This is a genomic window from Bacillus cereus group sp. MYBK220-1 (genome assembly GCF_051916445.1).
Lineage (GTDB): Bacteria > Bacillota > Bacilli > Bacillales > Bacillaceae_G > Bacillus_A > Bacillus_A cereus.
Genome location: NZ_JBQAGQ010000005.1, coordinates 151,375 through 171,633, shown reverse-complemented (window position 1 = coordinate 171,633; position 20,259 = coordinate 151,375). Strand labels below are relative to the sequence as shown.

Genomic DNA, 20,259 nt, shown 5'->3' with positions numbered 1-20,259 from the left:
AGTGAGGGTAATACCTATCCTATTAAATGTTTTTTATATGCATTTCTAAAAAATATCCTTTTTCCCTCATCATTGAAAATAGTTTCTTTATATAATCAACTGAAGGCTCTGGCCATTCAAAACCGCACTGTTTTAAATAGTGAACTGTTACATCACATTTACTTTTTACTACGGCACGATACGCCTCATTCTCCTTCACAATATAATAAGTAAACCCTAAAATCTTTTGATAGTTTTTTTCATTAGCATAGGATTCTACTAGCAATTCATACTCATGATCTGGCACCTTATTTATTTCAATGCCTCCTAAATTAAACATTTTCTGTATATTAATTTTATACGGATTATAAATATGAAAAACAGGTTTATTACTATAAGAGGAGGCAAGTTTTAAAATTGCTTCACTACATAAATCCACTGGTGAAACATCTAATAACTGGCCAACAATTTCCTCTGAAACAGCTCCTAGATGATAGATAGTTTCAAGTGTATTTGCGAATGCATTCTTCCTCAAATTCAATTGGACGCATCCATCCACGTGTCGCCCTGTAATCAATCCTATGCGATAAATAGTTGCATTCACCTCTTTACGAGCAACGGCCTGCATGACTTCATGCTCAGCTAAAAATTTACTTTTCACATAAACATTGTCATCTATCTCCTGCTCAATGAAAAAGTCTTCTTCAGTAAAAACTCTTTCCTCTTCACCTTTTGCGACATGACCTGCTACACTCATAGTCGAAATATAATGAAGTTTTTTATTGTCGCCTGCAAATTCCAATATTCTTTTTGTACCATTTATATTGAACTCTTTGAATTCGTTAAACTGTCCAAAGTGGTCCGTTTTAGCCGCGGCATGAAAGATATGCTCTGTCCGTTTTTTAATATCTTCGTATATGTCATAGGTTAAGCCGAATCGTTCTTTTGTTAAATCTCCGGCAACAATACTTAATCTGTCTGATGCTTGTTCTATCAAGTCAATATCCTTCGGAAAGTATTGTAAAAAGACTTGTTTGAGCCACTCTTCTGCTGTATATTGCTTATTTCTCCTTACTAAACAGATAATATGACCCTGTGTTGTACGTAGTAACCTTTCCAGCAAATGAATGCCTAAAAATCCTGTTGCCCCGGTCAAAAATACACCACTTTTGCTATGCAGCCTTTTATCATCAATCAAACTAAGCTCTGCTGGACGGACATATACACTATCATCGATTTGATTTTCTTCTATTTCCGTTTGATCACAGATAGCAGCTATCGTTTTTCCGTCAAAAAAGTCTTGAATCGATATCTCCCAGTCCTTATCCATCGTTAAGGCAAGAATCTTTAAAATATTGATAGAATTTCCGCCAAGTTCAAAGAAATCATCATGAATCCCTATAGAAGTAGAAGGTATATTTAGAACTTCTCCCCAGATCTCTCTCATTTCGGTTTCAAGTTTCGTTCTAGGCTCTATTTGCTGCTCTGCATCATTTTTTACTTGTATCGGTTTTGGCAGTGCTATCTTATCTATCTTTCCATTTTCAGTTAAAGGAAAGTAATCCAGCTTTATAAATTGTGAAGGAACCATATAATCTGGAAGCCTTTCTGAAAGCTGACTTTTTATTTCGTCAACGAAAAATGGCTGATCACAAATAATGTAGGCAATTAATCTTTCAGCTGTCGTACCCATATTATGTTGTAAAAGATAGACGTCCTTTATGCCGGGCAACGTTTTTATAGCATGTATAATTTCCTGCAATTCGACACGATATCCGCGTATGTTAATTTGCTCATCCGCTCTTCCAATGTATTCAATTGTTCCATTTGATGTCCATCGCCCATAATCTCCTGTTCTATATAAACGTTCTTTTGTAACCGGATGATGTATGAAACGTTCTTTCGTCTCTTCACGACGATTCCAGTATCCTCTTGCTAATCCAGCTCCTGCAAGACAAATTTCTCCCTTTACTCCTATTGGTTGCTCTTGGAATTGATCATTGACAATGAATACCCGGCAATTATCAATTGGGATTCCAATAGTTATGTTAGAATCGCTTTCAATTACACCACTTGTGGAAACAACTGTATTTTCTGTTGGTCCGTAATTATTGACAAGTTTATAAGAATGCGATTTACAAGTCTTCAACGCTTCACCGCCAGTTAAAAGGATGCGAAGTGAGCTGTTTGTCAAATGAGAAAATTGTTCGTAATAGGCCGTAGGCATAAATGCAATCGTAACTTGGTGACGTTCAATAAAATCATTTAGCTGATATATGTCCTGTCGTACATGAGCATCGACGATGTAAAGAGATGCCCCATAAGACAAACAAGGGAATATCTCCCATACAGAGGCATCAAATCCAAAACCAGCAAATTTCAAACAACGATCAGCCTCTGTTAATTGGAATCTCCTTTGATGCCACTGAACCAAATTCATTAATGAATGATGCTCAATCATGACACCTTTTGGATTTCCTGTAGAGCCGGAAGTGTAAATCATATAAGCTACATCATGCCCTTGTACTGTAATAGAATTGGACAATCCATTTTTCTCAAAATGATGGACATCCAAAAAGACCACTTCCTGTTCAAACCCTGTTAGCAAACTCTTATACTCAGATTCAGTCAGCAAGAAGGCGACTTCACTGTCTTTCAAGATATAGTCAATCCGTTTTTTAGGATATGCTGGGTCTATAGGTACATAAACTGCTCCAGCCTGTAAAATACCGAAAATTCCTGCCAGCATATTGAATGATGGATTTGTCATAATTCCAATCATCTCACCTTTTTTGATCCCTTGCTGCACAAGCCAATCGGCAATTGCATTAGCCTTTTCGTTTAATTCCTTATAGGTTAAAATTTTATCTTGATGCACCGCTGCTACGCTATCAGGGTGATGTTCAGTCCATAATTTCATCATGGTGCACACCGTCTGATTAACCGACAATGGATAAGCAGTATCATTTACACGCTCAATTAATTGTTTTTCTTCATCTAAACGAAAATCAATTTCATATAAGTACTGCTCCGTTCCCGTCAGATATTGCTTAACGAGCTCCACATAGTGTCTAGCCATCCTATCAATATTCTCTACACGGAATAGGTTTGTACTGTATTCAATATTGATGTGAAATTCGTCGTTTAACTGAGTGACCTCAAATGTCAAATCAAATTTCGCTGTCTTTTGATCTGTTTGAAGTGGTGTCCATAAAGAAACTTCCTCTTCTGTATGAAACGAAAAGACTGTGTCAAATAATAAATTCCGATTAAGATTTCTTTTAATCTGTTTACGTTCAATGAATTCATCGAGCGGATACTCAGCATATTTCATCATGCTATATACCTGATTTTTCACCTGCTCCAAAAAGCTAGTTATCGACATCTGTGGTGTTGTAACTGTTCTAATGGGCAGTGTATTCATTAATAGACCTATTGTATTTTCTAGGCCCATTTGACCTCTCCCTGAAACTGGGGTTCCTGTTAGAATGTCATTCTGACCTGAATATCGATGAAGAAGTATCTGATACAATCCCAGGAACAAAACATAAGGTGTCATTTCCTGCTCTTGCAGCTTCTCTAGAAGACCACGTCCCACTTCTCGATTAATTGAAATCGATATATAATCTCCTTCAAACTGTTGAACCTTTGGCCTGCTAAAATCAGTCGGTAGATTCAACACAGGTAGCTGACCATCCAGAATAGATTCCCAATGATTATTCGACTGGCTGTAATCTTGTTTTTGCTTCCATACTGCATAGTCCTTATACTGCACCTGTACAACAGGAAGTTCAGCTTTTTCATCAGCATACAGTGTGGAGAATTCATTTAGTAATATATCTATTGATACACCATCGCAAATTATGTGATGCATATCCAAAAACAGCAAATGCTCTCCATTGTCTACCTTCGCTATTTTTACTCTCATGAGAGGTGCTTTTTTCAAATTAAAAGGCTTAGTCCACGCAGAAATCCGTGAAGGCACCTCATCTGCTTTCAGTACTTCTTCTTCTATATCTAAATCAGAGTTAGCATGAACTACCTGTACTGCTTCGCCATTTTTCACTTGGAAAGAGGTTCGTAAACTTTCATGACGTTCTATTATTCTTTTAATCACTTTTTCTGTCTTTTGTTTTTCCAGCTTAAATGGCACTGTTAGAACAATAGGCATATTATAGGTTGTGTCAGCACCTATTAAATGACTAACTGCATAAATACGTTTTTGTGCAGAGGTCATCGGGTACTCTTCGGTCTCTTTAGCCACTGATATGATTTCTTTTTTTGCTTGACCCGTTTTGTCAATTTTATTAGCAAGCTCTTTTAAGAGTGGATATTCAAAAATATCCTGTAAAGAAATTGTTGTAAATAGTTGCTTTCTGATTTTGTTCATTAAATCTATAGCTTTTAAGGAATGTCCACCAGCTTTAATGAAGTGGCTATTTCTCCCAATTAGATTTGTCTCCAGCACCTCCTGCCAAATGGAAACGAGCGTCTTTTCAGTCTCTGTGCAAGGCGGTACATATTCTTCCTCTATTTCTTTTTCAGGTATTGGAAGCAGCTGTTCATTTACTTTTCCATTTGGCGTTAAAGGCAACTCATCTATTGTCATGAAATGTACAGGAATCATATATTCTGGTAGAGTTTGCGCCAGCTTTCTTCTTATTTTCTCCGGCTCACTCTCTTTCTTCCACACGATATACGCACATAGATTTACTTGTCCTTCCTCATCATGATGAGCCACCACATAGCCATTCTCGATCTCATCCAACTCCAACAGCTTCGCAGTAATTTCACCCGGCTCAATCCTCATACCTCGGATTTTAATCTGTTTGTCCAGTCTGCCAAGATATTCGATTGTCTGATCTCTATGCCATTTGACAAGGTCACCTGTTTTATAGAGGCGCCCATTTTGTTCGAATGGATCGGGTACAAAAGCACGATCCGTCTGATCTGGACGGTTCAAATAGCCCCTTGCAATACCTGCACCACCAATATACAGTTCACCAGGAATACCTGATGGTACAGGATTTCTTTCTTCATCAAGCACATAGACTTTTGTATTGTCAATGGGCGCTCCCAATTTAATTACCCCTCTGTCAGGTAGACAGGACCATACGAGTGTATCGACCGTCGCTTCGGTTGGACCATAATGATTATATAAATGGTACCCTTGCGATGTAATTTGGTTAGCCAATTGAGGATCCAACTTTTCTCCACCGCAGATGACCACTTCTAAATTCTTAGCTTTTTTCGTTTGTCCAGCTAAAAGTACACGTAAGGTTGCTGGAACAAATTGAGCTATACGGATTTTGTGCTCATTCAAGAAATCGATCAGCGTTTCCTTTTGGAAAACTACTTGTTCTTCCGCAATAATGACAACAGCTCCCGACATAAGCGGGATCAACGTTTCCTCCACACTAACATCAAAGGCAGAATTGGTCATATGGAGAATGGCATCTCCAGGAGCCACATGATACGTCCTTTCAAACCATTGCCATAAATTCAGTACACTGTGCTGTTCAATCAAGACGCCTTTCGGCTCCCCAGTTGATCCAGAAGTATAAATCATATAGGCTAGATGATGCCCTTCTGCCACTGAAGGTGGATTCGTTGTACGCTCTCCTTCCATCCCCTTATCCAAATAAATCACTTTACCTGAGTATGAGTCTATTCTTTCTTTCAACACCGACTGTGTAAGCAAAAGAGGGACCGCGCTGTCTTTCAGCATGTACTCAATACGGCTATCTGGATATTGAGGGTCAATTGGCACATAGGCTCCTCCCGCCTTTAAAATTCCCAGCATCCCGATGAGTAGATCAAATGATGGGCGAACCATGATGCCTACCAACATATCCGTTCCAACACCTTGTTGAATGAGGGCATGTGCTAGCTGATTGGCACGACTGTTCAATTCTCCGTAGGAGAGGGATTTTCCTCTAAAAACAGCCGCTGTTTCCTCCGGACGCACCTTAGCCTGCTTTTCAAATTGAGCCGAGATAGATTGGTAGGAAGGCATCGGTACAAAAGTATCATTCATGCTGGCCAATAGCGTTTGTTCCTCCTGAGAAAGCAACCCGATTTCGCCAATCAATTGATGTGGATCGGCCAACACCGTCTGGATAAGATATTCAAAATTTTGGGCCATCTGTTCAATAGTCTCTTTTCTGAATAAACTTGTACTATATTCAAAATAGATGTCTAAATGGGAACTGTGTTCAAACACATCCAATGATAGATCAAATTGTACATTGGGATTGAAAACGTTTTGTATCTCCCATTGTGCAGCAAGTTCTTCCTGCTCATGATGAAACGAAAACATGGTTTGAATAAGAGGAGTACCATTTGTCTTCCGTGTCATACTAGTTCGATTCATAATCCATTCTACAGGATCCACATCACATTCGAAGGCTGCAAAACAATGCTCCTGTACTTTTGAGAAAAATTCATTTACTGGCTGTGCAGACGGTAAATGAGTCCTAATAGGTAATGTTTTAACAAACATCCCAACAGTTTTATCAAAAATCGCATGATTTCTCCCAGCAGAAGGAGTACCGACTACTAAATCTTTCTGCCCTGTATATTTAGAGAGCAAAAGCTGATACATCCCTAATAATAGTGAAAAGAGAGTTTGATTCTGTTGCAGGGCATACTTTTTCAATTGATTTGTTATTTCCTGATTAAGCGTTCTGATATAAAAGCCACCCTCTGGCTGTGTTCCACTTGTCTGCTTCTCATCAAAAGGCAATGTCAAAACTGGAATATCACCCTTAAACTGCTGCTCCCAATAGGAAACATCCGCATCCATCTCATGCTGCTTTTCCCAAACAGCATAATCCTTATATTGGAGCGCAAGAGGAGGTAGCGGCTGATTGTGTTTATACAATTCAATGAATTCCCGTATAAAAATCTCAATTGATTGACCATCTGATATGATGTGATGCATATCAATAAACAGCAGATGATCTCCTTGATACTCAAAAACTCCCGCTCTTAACAGTGGAACCTGATGAAGATCGAATGGTTTTACCAATTTAGACATAAGTTTGTCTAGCCCGCCTTCACATACTCTTTCTCTCATCACTTCTACATTGGCAGAAGAGTGGATTCGCTGTACCAGCTCATCCCCAACCATATCAAAGGAAGTTCTTAGACTTTCGTGGCGCTCAACAAGCATATTAAGTGTGTTCTGAACACGCTCAATGTGTAAAGTATGCGGAGCCTTTAAAAGGAACGGCATGTTATAACTCTGCTCCCCGCCCGGTAAGTGGCTGATTGCATATATCCGTTGCTGATTTGCAGAAGCTGGATAATGGTCCTGAGATGGAGCTGGGAGAATACCAAGCACTTCCCTATTTTTTTCCTGTTCAATCATTATTGCCATTTCCTCTAAATAAGGATGTTCAAAAATCTTTTTAATCGACAATTTAACCGATAACTCCCTCTCAATGGCCGCTATCAGAGAAACAGCTTTGAGTGAATGACCTCCCACTTCAAAGAAATGGGTACTAATACTAACAGGAGTTACCCCTAAAATCTGCTCCCACAATTCTGCTAGTTTCTTTTCTACCGTTGTTCTAGGTGCAATATACTCCTCCTCTTGATTTAACATAAGTTCAGGAGCTGGCAGTTCTTTTTCATTGGTTTTTCCATTCGGTGTGATTGGAAGGTCGTTTAATGGAATGAAAAAGGAAGGCAGCATGTAATCAGGTAGCCGTTTAGCCAAAGCGTTCCTTATCTCCTTTGACTCTTTCTTGGTATCAGACACATAATAAGCGCATAGATATGTTTCATCTTGCTCGTTTTTTCTTTCCATAACATACGATTTTTTTATGTTATGGACGAGTAATAATTCGGCCGCTACTTCTTCTGGTTCAATACGGAAACCTCGGATTTTCACCTGACGATCAATTCGCCCCATAAATTCAATAGCTCCATCAGGAAGCCATCTTACCAAATCACCAGTTTTATACATTCTCTCCTGTTCTTTAAACGGATGTGTGACAAACTTCTCGTCGGTTAAATCAGGACGATTCAGATATCCTTTGGCAAGAGCTTTCCCAGCTATGCATAGTTCACCAGGCAGGCCGATTGCTTGAAGTTGCCCATATTGGTTTAAAATTATGAGCTCTGTATCATTCAGCGGCTTTCCAATTGGAATAGTTCCTAATCTTTTATCAATAGATTGAATTTGATAAAAAGCGGCAAAAACAGTGCTTTCCGTCGGCCCATACACATGAATGAATTTGTTAGATCCAGATTCCTTTAAGGCTTGCTCGACAAAAGAAACCGTTACCTTTTCACCGCCGAACAAAACGGTATGAAGTCCATTAAAAGCTGCTGGATTTTCAGCTATGATTGCATTGAATAAAGCAGTAGTTAAAAACATGGTTGTAATCTTCTGTTCTACTAAGAACGTAGAAAGTTCTCTTGGCGACAGAATGATGTTTGGGTCAATAAGGATTAATTCTGCTCCGTTCAGTAATGCTGCGAAAATGTCAAATACCGAGCCATCAAAAGATGGGTTAGATAATTGTAGAATACGATCCTCATGTGTCACATCTACATAATTTGTATTTACAGCCACTCTCATTACATTTTCATGTTTGGTGAGAATTCCTTTTGGCTTTCCTGTCGATCCTGATGTATAAATGACATAGGCAAGGTCTTGTAAAGAGGAAATAGAAGGAAGATTTTCACAATAGTCACCGTTATACATGTCATCTATAATCAGTACTTTTCCTGTATATATAATAGTAGGAAATATATCCGCATGCTTTTTTTGATCCGTGATAAGAATGGATATTCTCGAATCTTGAATCATATAATTTATCCGTTCCAGCGGATAATTTGGATCAATTGGAACATATGCTGCTCCTGCTTTTAAAATACCAAGAATGCCTATGATAAATGAGTGAGAGCGTTCCAGCATAACACCTACTAAGTCATTTGATTGTACTCCAAGTCCTCGAAGCTTTTTAGCAAGCTCGTTAGCGCGACTGTTTAGTATTTCATATGTAAGAGATTCTCCATTGAATGAAACAGCTGTTTTATTAGGAAAGCAAGCGGCCTGCTGTTCAAAGCGTTCATGAAGGGTGAGATTGTCTTCACCCCTATTGTAATTAGACGTTTGAAATGTTTCAGTTATAAGCCTTTTTTCTTTCTCATCAATTAGCTCTATTTCACACATCCTCATATCAGGTGCCTCAATAATCTGTTCTAATATACGGATAAATCGTCTGCTTATGTTACGGATTTCATCATTTTCATATACGTTTTGATTAAAATGAAAAATGATGTATTGTTCCTTTGGAGCAACAGTTAAATGAAAATCATAATTTGTTTGCTCGGTATCATGAAATTCTTCTATGCGAAAACCAAAAAGTTCTTCTTCCTCTTCTGTTGAAGTATCATTAGACGGATAATTCTGAAAAACAAGCAAATGACTGAACAAATCTGTCTTAAATTCTGTCATTTTCTGAAGTTCAGCCAGAGAGCAATATGAATAGCGCTCAGACTCCAAGTTTGATTCTTGTACATTCTGCAGGAGCTGTGCAAAAGACATTTCAGGCTCCATCTTTATTCTGACTGGAATGGTATTGATAAATAATCCCACAGCATGCTCAATGCCTTCTAATTCAGGTGGTCTTCCAGATACAACTGATCCAAATACAACATCTTTCGATTGGTTGTAATGACTGAGCAACAAAGCCCAAGCTGTCTGACATATAGTATGGACAGTGACTTTGTATTGCTTTGATAGTCGTTCAAGACTTTGAAGCAAGTCATCATTTATTTTTTGATAAAACTCCCCTTTTTGAAAGCCCTTTTTTGTTGCTTTCTTGTAGAATCTCGGCATTTCTGTATTTGTCTCAAGTCCTTTTAAATATTCCCTCCAGTAGGCATGAGCCTTATCTTTGTCCTGATTTTCAATCCATTGAATATATTTACTAAAAGAAAATGATTTCTTCTCTCTCACCGGCTCCTGGTGCAATAACGTAGCATATATCTCAAAGAATTCCTCTAAAACAGCTCTAGAGCACCAGCCATCCAAAATAATATGATGATTCGTAAAAACAAGTATATGCTCAAAATCGCTTAATCTCAGTACCTGTACCCGAAATAGAGGGCCAGTTACCAAATCAAACCCTTCCTTTAAATCCGATGCCAAGAACTTTTCGATAGCTTGCTCTTTATGAATCCCTTGTAAATGAGTATAATCATGCATTTGGATGAACATCTCTCTATTTTTGAATACAACTTGTCGAGGACGGCTTAACTTAGAATGAATAAAAACTGTCCGTAACAAATCATGACGTCTTACAAGAATATTCAGGCTATTTTCTGCAATATCAAAATTAAACGTACCGGAAATTTTCAGAGCGGATTGGACACAGTACGCTTGAAAATCTTGATCTTTATCGCTTAAATGATGAAACAACATACCTTCTTGCATAGGCGATAGCGGGTAAATGTTTTGGAAATTTTGTTTATTTTTCATTTTTCCACTCCTTTTTCTATCATAGAGAGAGGAAGGCCTCTCTCTACATGTCTTCAAGCAGCTCATAAATATGATCCAGTTCTTCGTCCGTCAATCGTTGATCATCAAAATCACTTAACGTTTTTTCTCCGTCATCTTCCTTATCTATACAATGATCGACCATTTTTTCAAGTGTTTCCGTGTAAACATTCAAAAGTTGTTCGATTTCATTTCTATCAAACTCACGCTCATGATATTCCAAATTGATTTCTAACACGCCATTTATGACTGCAAGATTCAAATCAAGCATGTGTGTTCTTTCATTTTCCAAGCTGTTTGAATTACCTAAGTGCAAAGATTGGCCCTCATTTTCATGCAACTCAAACTGACCCAAATAGTTAAAACTCACTGGAGGAGACGGTCTTTCTTCAATAGTTTGCAGTTCCTTACAATAAAGCAATCCATATCCCATTCCCTTTTGAGGAATACGGCGAAGCTGGTCTTTAACCGATTTTATTGCGGTTCCTAGTTTTTCTTCTCTTCCCGCCTCTAGTACAACTGGAAATACAGACGTAAACCACCCAATCGTTCTTGAAACGTCGACATCTTCCGAAAATGTCTCTCTTCCATGCCCTTCTAAATCAAGTGGTAGTTCTTCTATTCCAAATTGTTCCTTCATAGCTAACGCAAACGCCGCCAACAGAATTTCGTTTATTTCTGTGTTATATGCCCGATGCGCCTGTTTTAAAAGCAAATCCGTTTTTTCTTTGTTAAGTTGCCGAACAAGCTGTTTACTGTACCATCTCTTTTGATTGATCGATTGACGTACGGCTAAAGAAGAAGGTACTACCAGCCTGTTTTCAACATCTTCCCAATAAGCTTTTTCATTTACTACTTCCTCTTTGGCGTAATTCCACAATTCTGTTGTCCATTCTTTATAAGAAGTCGTTTTCTCAGGTAATTTTATTTTTTCTCCAGAAACAGCTTGTTCATAAGCTGTTTCTAGATCCTCAAGCAAGATCCCCCAAGAAACACCGTCTATGATGAGATGATGTATAACTATAACAAGGTGGTCCCCTTTATTGGTTTGAAAGATACTCGCTTTGATAAGAGGTCCATTTTCTATATCGAGCTCCCCTTGAATACTATCAATATGGTTTTCTGCAAGCTCTCGCCAGTTATTTTTATTTCTAAGGTTCATAACTTCCAATGTATAAAAATCAGCTGTATACGCTTTTCGGTTGATTTGAACCATCTGTTGCGGATTCTTTACAAAAACAGCTCTTAGTACATCATGGTGCTCTATGAGTTTGTCCAACGCCAATTCAACCGCTTCAGGGTCAAATCCTTCTGCTTTGTAGAGTGTCTCAGCCTGATTATAGTGGTGTGGATTAACAAAGTTTTTTGAAAAAAACCAATTTTGTATAGGAGAAAGTAGAATTTCCCCAGATATCTGCCGTTGATCAATCTGTTTCTTTAAAGGCTCGATATAGATAGCCACTTCTTGAATTGTTGCATGTGTAAATAAATACTTTGTTTCAAGTTTCAATCGATACTTTCTTAATTGAGAAGAAATTTGAATGGCTTTGATCGAATCTCCTCCATAGTCAAAAAAGCTTCCTTTTATGCTGACACGTTCTATACCAAGCACCTCCTGCCAAATGTCAGTGAGCAATTTTTCAATCTCTGTACAAGGCGGCACATATGCTTCTACTGTTTCTGTTTCTTTTTCAGGTATTGGAAGCAGCTGTTCACTCACTTTTCCGTTTGGCGTTAAAGGCAACTCATCTATTGTCATGAAATGCACAGGAATCATATATTCTGGTAGAGCTTGCGCCAGCTTTCTTCTTATTTTCTGCGGCTCACTCTCTTTCTTCCACACGATATACGCACATAGATTTACTTGTCCTTCCTCATCATGATGAGCCATCACATAGCCATTCTCGATCTCATCCAACTCCAACAGCTTCGCTGTAATTTCACCAGGCTCAATCCTCATACCCCGGATTTTGACCTGTTTGTCCAGTCTGCCAAGATATTCGATTGTCTGATCGCTGTGCCATTTGACAAGGTCACCTGTTTTATAAAGGCGCCCGTTTTGTTCGAATGGATCGGGTACAAAAGCACAATCCGTCTGATCTGGACGGTTCAAATAGCCCCTTGCAATACCTGCACCACCAATATACAGTTCACCAGGAATGCCTGATGGTACAGGATTTCCTTCTTCATCAAGCACATAGACTTTTGTATTGTCAATGGGCGCTCCCAATTTAATTACCCCTCTGTTCGGTGGACAGGACCATACGAGTGTATCGACCGTCGCTTCGGTTGGACCATAATGATTGTATAAGTGGTACCCTTGCGATGTAATTTGGTTAGCCAATTGAGGATCCAACTTTTCTCCACCACAGATGACCACTTCTAAATTCTTAGCTTTTTTCGTTTGTCCAGCTAAAAGTGCACGTAAGGTTGCCGGAACGAATTGAGCAATGCGGACTTTGTGCTCATTCAAGAAGTCAATTAGCATTTCCTTTTGGAACACCACTTGTTTTTCCGCAATAACGACAACAGCTCCCGACATGAGTGGAATCAACGTTTCCTCCACACTAACATCAAAGGCAGAATTGGTCATATGAAGAATAGCATCTCCAGGAGCCACATGATACGTCCTTTCAAACCATTGCCATAAATTCAGTACACTGTGCTGTTCAATCAAGACGCCTTTCGGCTCCCCAGTTGATCCAGACGTATAAATCATATAGGCTAGATGATGCCCTTCTGCCACTGAAGGTGGATTCGTTGTACGCTCTCCTTCCATCCCCTCATCCAAATAAATCACTTTGCCTGAGTATGAGTCTGTTCTTTCTTTCAGCACCGACTGTGTAAGTAAAAGAGGGACCGCGCTATCTTTCAGCATGTACTCAATACGGCTATCTGGATATTGAGGGTCAATTGGTACATAGGCTCCCCCCGCCTTTAAAATTCCCAGCATCCCGATGAGTAGATCAAATGATGGGCGAACCATGATGCCTACCAACATATCCGTTCCAACACCTTGTTGAATGAGAGCATGTGCTAGCTGATTGGCACGACTGTTCAATTCTCCGTAGGAGATGGAGCTTCCTCTAAAGACAGCCGCTGTTTCCTCCGGACGCATCTCAGCCTGCTTTTCAAATTGAGCCGAGATAGATTGGTAGGAAGGTATCGGTACAAAAGTATCATTCATACCGGCCAATAGCTCTTGTTCCTCCTGGGAAAGCAACCCGATTTCACTGATTATTTGATGTGGATCGGCCACCATCGTCTCGATAAGATGTTCAAAATGTTTTGCCATCTGTTCGATAGTTTCTTTTCTGAATAAACTTGTACTATATTCAAACCGGCACCCAAGGCAATCATTAAGAACTGCAGCCTCCAATGTTAAATCAACTTTAGAAGTGTTATAGTCTGTATCGACAATAGACATTTTGACACCTTCAGACAGCTCATAACTCTCTTTGACATCTTGTAGAGCAAATACAGTCTGATAAATAGGATTTCTGCTTGGATCACGATTGAGTTTCAGTTGCTTGGCTAGTTCATCAATAGGGTATTGCTGATGATTCAGCATACCAAGCATATCGCGTTTGACTTCTTGGCAAAATTGAGCGAAACTAACTGTTCTGCCAACTACCTTCCTAATAGGAAGAGTGTTGACAAATAATCCTGTAATCCTTTCTATATTTGAATGAATGCGTCCTGATATAGGCGTACCAACGATCAAGTCATCTTGACCCGTGTATTTTGATAACAAGACAAAATATACTGATAAGAGACTCATATAAAGCGTCAGGCCGTGCTTCATAGAATAATCTTTTAGTTTGTTTAGTAGATTTATATTTAATTCAAATTCAAATGTTTTTCCATCAAAAGATTGCACATCTGGCCTTGGGAAATCAGCAGGCAAATTGAGCTGTTCTGTATGGTCAACAAGAATGTCCCTCCAAAAATCTCGGTGTGCAGAAAACCGATCTGCTTCTAATTGGCGCTTCTCCCATACAGCGTAATCTTTGTACCCAAGTTCCAATTGTGGCAAAGTTCTCCCCTGATATATCAATGCCAATTCTTCCATAAATACTTGGAGAGACATACCATCGAAAATAATATGATGAAAGTCTAATAATAAAACATGTTTTTGAAGAGATTGTATTTTAATCAACCGTGCCTGCATCAAGGGAGGCTTGTCCAATGAAAACGAATGAGGCGAAGCGCAAATAATCTCCTCTATTTCAGATTCCTTGTATACATCATAATCCACATGCAAGGAAACGTTTGTATGAACTTTCTGCTTAATGACGCCATCTTCTTTTATAAAAGCGGTTCTAAGCGATTCATGTCGATTGACTAACTTTTGCATTGCATCTATAAGCGCACCCGCGTCAAGTGGCCCATCTATTTGGAATACACAAGGTATGTTAAACAGATTAGCGTCTGTAATTAATGATCTTGTGTATACCCCTTCTTGCGCAGCTGTCACAGGATAAGAATCACTCTTCTTAGCAGGTAGCAGCTGTTCAAAATTGCCTATCTTCATTTTTTCTTCAATGACATCTGCCATTGCAAACAAAAGTGTATTAGAAAAAATATCCCCTAGCGTCAGTCGAATCCCGAACTCATTCTCAATCTCATTCAAAAGTTTTAATGCTTGCAATGAATGAAAACCTAGCTGGATAAAATCAGAAGTTGCATGTAAATCGTCTACCTTTAGCGTTTTCTTCCAAACTTCGGCTAATTTCGCCTCAACTGCTTTATGAAACAAACCTGTCTCTTCCTTTTCCTTGAAAAAGACTTCAGGCTCTGGCAGCTCTCTCCGATTGACTTTGTGGTTTTCAGTTAAAGGCAATCGGTCTAATTGAATAAAATATGTCGGGACCATATAGTCCGGCAGCTCTCTAAATAAAAATGCTTTTATTTGATTTGTGATATCTACTTCATCTGATTCAAAGTAAGCAGCCAATACGGTTTGATGGGAGTTAGGTTTAACAGTCTTTACAACCGCTCTCCTCACCAAAGAGTGCTGAATCATTTTTGCCTCAATCTCTCCAATTTCAATTCGATGCCCTCTAATTTTGACTTGAAAGTCATTGCGCCCAAGAAACTGAATATTTCCATCAGGCAGCATTTTCGCTTGATCACCTGTCTTATACAGCCTTTCAGACGGATCATAAGGGTTTAAGATGAATTTTTCCTCTGTCAGCTCTGCATTGTTCAAATAGCCTCTGGCGACGCCTTTTCCACCAATGTACAACTCCCCTATATAATGAGGTGGAAGAAGCTCCATGTTTTCACTAAAAATGTACATTGACATATTTGATAACGGTTTACCGATTGGCGTAATACCCTCATAATCTGCAAACGCCTGCTCAGAACAATAAATGCTCGATTCAATTGTCGCTTCAGTGACACCATATGTATTAAAAATTCGTATACTCTCACCATAACGTTCTAAGAGACGTTCATAGTCTTCTTTCAAACAAGAATCAGCACCCAGCACAACCAATTCAAGAGAAGTATGCTTAATCCCTTTTTCATACATGTCATCTAAAAGAGGAACAATTAAAGCTGGTGTTGATTCCAGCATTGTAATCTGATGTGTCTCAATCAAATTTTGAATACGTACTAAATCACGCTTTGCTTCTGACGAACAAATGACAAGGGTTCCTTGATTCAATAAAGCTCTTGCCATATCCCCAGAAAAGACATCAAACGAAAAGCTGGCCATCTGTAAGATACAAGGCTTCATTTCTTGAAAACCGTATGCTTCGTTATAGGCTTTCCACATATTTAGATAATTCCGATGTTCAATCATAACCCCCTTTGGCGTGCCTGTTGTTCCAGACGTATATATGATATAGCATAAATCTTCAGGCTTCGTCAGGTTTTCAATAGAAGATGTCGGCTGTTGCTGAATTGCTTCATCTTGAAAGTGGATGCATTCAATAGAAGCATCTTGTTCTACTCTATTTACTTGATCCGTCAGCAAAATCACAGAACTGCTGTCTTTTAGAATAAATTGGATTCTCTGCTCTGGAAATTCGGCATCGATTGGGACATAAGCTCCACCTGCTTTCATCACCGCTATCGATCCAACGATCATATCTTCTGTACGATTAGTAAGAATAGCAACTGTTTTTTCTCGTGTTATCCCCTTTTGTCGAAGGAGTCGTGCAAGCTGATTCGACCGCTCATCCAGTTCCTTATACGTCAGTGTGCGCTCCTCACAAACAACCGCTATCTTTTCAGGTATTTTTTTTGCAATTCTTTGAAAAATCTGTTGGAAATATTCCTCCGGTTCATGACAGACTATTTCCATTTGCTCCCTAAAATATAAGGATTGATCAGTAACTGTTAATAAATCTAAATTTCCAATCTGCTGCTGCGGAGCCAATAATGCTTTAGAAAGTAAAAGCATTATTCTATTAAACATGTCGCGGATCTCTGTCTCTTCAAATAAATCAACTCTATAGTCGATTTCAAATGCAATGTCTTCCCCATTTTTTACAATATGAAAGGCGAGATCATTGATTTCATAACCGTTATATAAAAAATCAACATTATATCTAATCCCATCTGTCTTAGGGAAATCCACCTCCAAATATTGTAAGGAAGTTGTATACAAATAATCATGCGTGCTGTGCTTTTTTCGCCAATCATTTAAAATACGATTATATGGATATTTTTGATGCCTCATTGTTCTAATCTGCTGCTGATTTAAATTTCTTACGAATGAAGAAAAAGTGAGAGCTGGATTAACCTCTACACGAAAAGGAACAGTGCTAACAAGCATGCCAAACAATTCCTTTTCACGAAGCGTTGTCCGATTAGAAAACATTGTACCGATTACAATATCCTTTTTCTGACTCATTTTGGACATATACAAGAAAACGCCTGACAAGAACAAATTAAATAAACTAATATGATTCTTAGTCGAATATTCTTTCAACTTTTCCGCAAGAGATTTCGGAACTGCTTTAGACAGCCGTATTGCTTTCGCACTGCTGCAATAATCGTTGCTAGGCTTAAGAGATGTTAATTCTGGCCTACTTTGGAAAATCTGTTCCCAATAAAGACGATCCTTTTCATAACGCGGACTTTTCTCGTATGTCTGCTCCGCTTCAATTTGCTCGATAAACGATGGACTTTTCACCATATCGATGACCGCACCACTTGCTAAATCAGTGTAAATGGAAATAATGCTCTCTATGCAACTCATGACAGACACAGCATCTGAAATAATATGATGAATATTCACATAAAGAAAGCACTGATGCCTGCTTTCTTTAAACACTTTAAAATCAAAAAGATCCTCGTCCTCTAGTGGTAAAGGTTGCTGAAAGTGGGCAAGTGCAGCCTCTTTTACACTTTCAGTGCCTGCATCTTTTAACTCGATAATTTCTATTTCTTTTTCAATATATTCAGCTACGTACTGAACTGGTTCGCCTTCTTTTCTAGAAATCATACGTAAACGGATATTGTCTGTTCGTTTTATATACTCATTTATAGCAATAGAAATTAGATTATAAAGAATGGGCTGCTCTGTAGCCAATTGTATAAGTGCCCCGTTGTTTGAAATACTTGTATTAGGATACATTTTTTCAACATACCAAATGCCCAGCTGTCCATTACTTAATGGAAAATAACGACTCATCTACATGTACCTCCTCATATATCCTTATTTTCTACAAACTGGCCTTGCTCCATTTTGATAAGATGATCAGCCTTATGGAAGTATTGATCGTCATGTGTAATTGCAATGACACACTTCCCTTCATCTCTTAACATAGGAAGCAAATTGTAGTAGAAGAATTTGCGATATTCTGGATCTTGATCTGCCGCCCATTCATCAAATAAACAAATAGGTCGATCCTCTAAATATGAAACTAGCAAAGCCAAACGCTTCTTTTGACCTGTCGACAGTTTAGTCGTGCTGAATTCACCATCTTTGATTGTGACCTTATCCTGAATTCTAAGAAGCTCAAGCAAGCTTTGAATTTCCTGCTCTCTTCCATCAATATCTATACCATAGAGACGGTCAAAAAGATAAAAGTCGCTAAAAATTGCAGAATAGTATTCTTGGATTTGTTCTGGTGTTTTAGAAACGCCGTTAATGAGAGTTTCTCCTCGATCAGCCGGATAAAGGCCGGTAACAAGCTTAGCAAAGGTTGATTTCCCACTTCCATTCCCTCCAGTAATAAAGGTAATTTCTCCAGCCTTAAATTCATAATCAATTGGTCCAACTGAAAAATCTTCTCCGCTTGTACCTTTATATTGGAATTGGACTCCCTTTAAAGTGAGAATCACTTTCTTTTCAGGCGACGGTTCGACAGAAATACGGTCTTCTTTTTCTAATTCAGCGACCTCTTCCATTAAACTATTAATACGTTTCCAGCTTACTTGAATCTGCATAATTTGCGGAAAAGAATGCAGCAGATAGGTGACAGGGCCAATCATATAAAGGAAAATAAAAACATAATTGTACAGCAATTCACCTTGCATTTTGAAAATCAGTGGAAAGAGAAACGCCACAAATCCAACAACCGACAATAGAATCATGTCTTCCATAATAAAAGCGTTAGCGAACTTTAGGTCAACCTTTGTTCCCTTTTTACGATAGTCGCTGCAAGCTTCTTCAAAATTTTGTTGGAATGCCAGTTTTCTTGCTCTATTTAGCTTCAACTCTTTGAATCCTGCCAACATGTCATTAATAAAACCAAAAAACTTATTTTGAATGTCCCTTGTCTCTTCATACAGTCTAGTTGCTTCCCCTGCAACAAATAGATTGATTAGAATAGTGACCACAACAACGCCCAAAGATAAAACAAGGCCCCAAAAGCTCAACATACCCAAATAAATTAGACAGAAAAACAAAGTAATTAAATTGGTCGCACCAGTAACTGCTAAATGCATGCCTTCACTAATTTTTTCTGTATCATTATTTAAACAAGCACTGATTTTTCCTTTCTCAAAACGCTCCATTCGTTCAAATGGAATTTGCAACGTTTTATCAATCAGCTTAACCCTTTTTTCATAAACTACTCGATTGGTAATTACAGCAATCCTTGTACGAATGTATCGTTCTGCAATGATATGAACAACCAACCCAATTAAAAAGGCATAGAATAAACCATTCGTAAAGTTGTCTTTCGTATTTAACGATTGATTAATGATGTATATGACAAACGTATTGCTCAACCCACTTACAGCCCCACTGATAATCATTAGCAGAAACTGTTCCTGCCCTTCTTTTTTATAAAATAAAGTAAGCGTATAGTAGAGAATATACAGACCTATCAATCCAATCGATAACCAATATACAATTGACATTTGTGTACTAACTGCTTGTAAATCGACAAACTCAGATTTTAGCCACTTATAAGATTCATGAAGAACGTAAATTAAGGCCCCATATATAACAACTGCCACACCCAAAAGCAATCTATTCTTTGCCGATACAACAAGTGAACGCTCTTTTCTCAGAGCCTGTACAATGACTCTGTATAAAATAAATAAATTGATGCAAATAAACACGCCGATGACAAACGAAGCCCCTGTCAATGCACGTCCAATATCTGCTAGTGATTGCTCACTGCTAAAATTCAACGTTATTCCCCCTTCAAAAACTCTAACTCTTTGTATTTTATTTCCTCTTTATTTCTCTCTACATATACAATGAAGGTTCCTTTTATTAATGCAAACACGCCTTGCTTTCTCACCACTTCCACCATTCAAAATGACAAGATTACCTGCTTAGATAATTTGAGAAA

The 20,259-nt window shown here is 38.4% G+C and carries 3 protein-coding genes; all 3 read right to left on the bottom strand.

Translation table 11 applies throughout. From position 1 onward, the window contains the following. Window positions 1-22: 22 nt before the first annotated feature. The 3 genes from ACTFRU_RS21370 to ACTFRU_RS21360 are packed head-to-tail and all read right to left on the bottom strand — an operon-like array spanning window position 23 to window position 20,095. Window positions 23-10,477: an amino acid adenylation domain-containing protein gene (locus ACTFRU_RS21370; protein WP_440037840.1), complete on the bottom strand. Its 10,455-nt coding sequence runs from the start codon at window positions 10,475-10,477 to the stop codon at window positions 23-25. A 43-nt stretch (window positions 10,478-10,520) separates the two neighbouring features. Further along, window positions 10,521-18,143, bottom strand: coding sequence for a non-ribosomal peptide synthetase (locus ACTFRU_RS21365; protein WP_139849327.1), 7,623 nt, complete (start codon window positions 18,141-18,143; stop codon window positions 10,521-10,523). A 14-nt stretch (window positions 18,144-18,157) separates the two neighbouring features. Next, entirely contained in the window at window positions 18,158-20,095 is a 1,938-nt protein-coding gene (locus ACTFRU_RS21360; RefSeq protein ID WP_047956812.1) for a cyclic peptide export ABC transporter, read from the bottom strand. Window positions 20,096-20,259 lie beyond the last annotated feature (164 nt).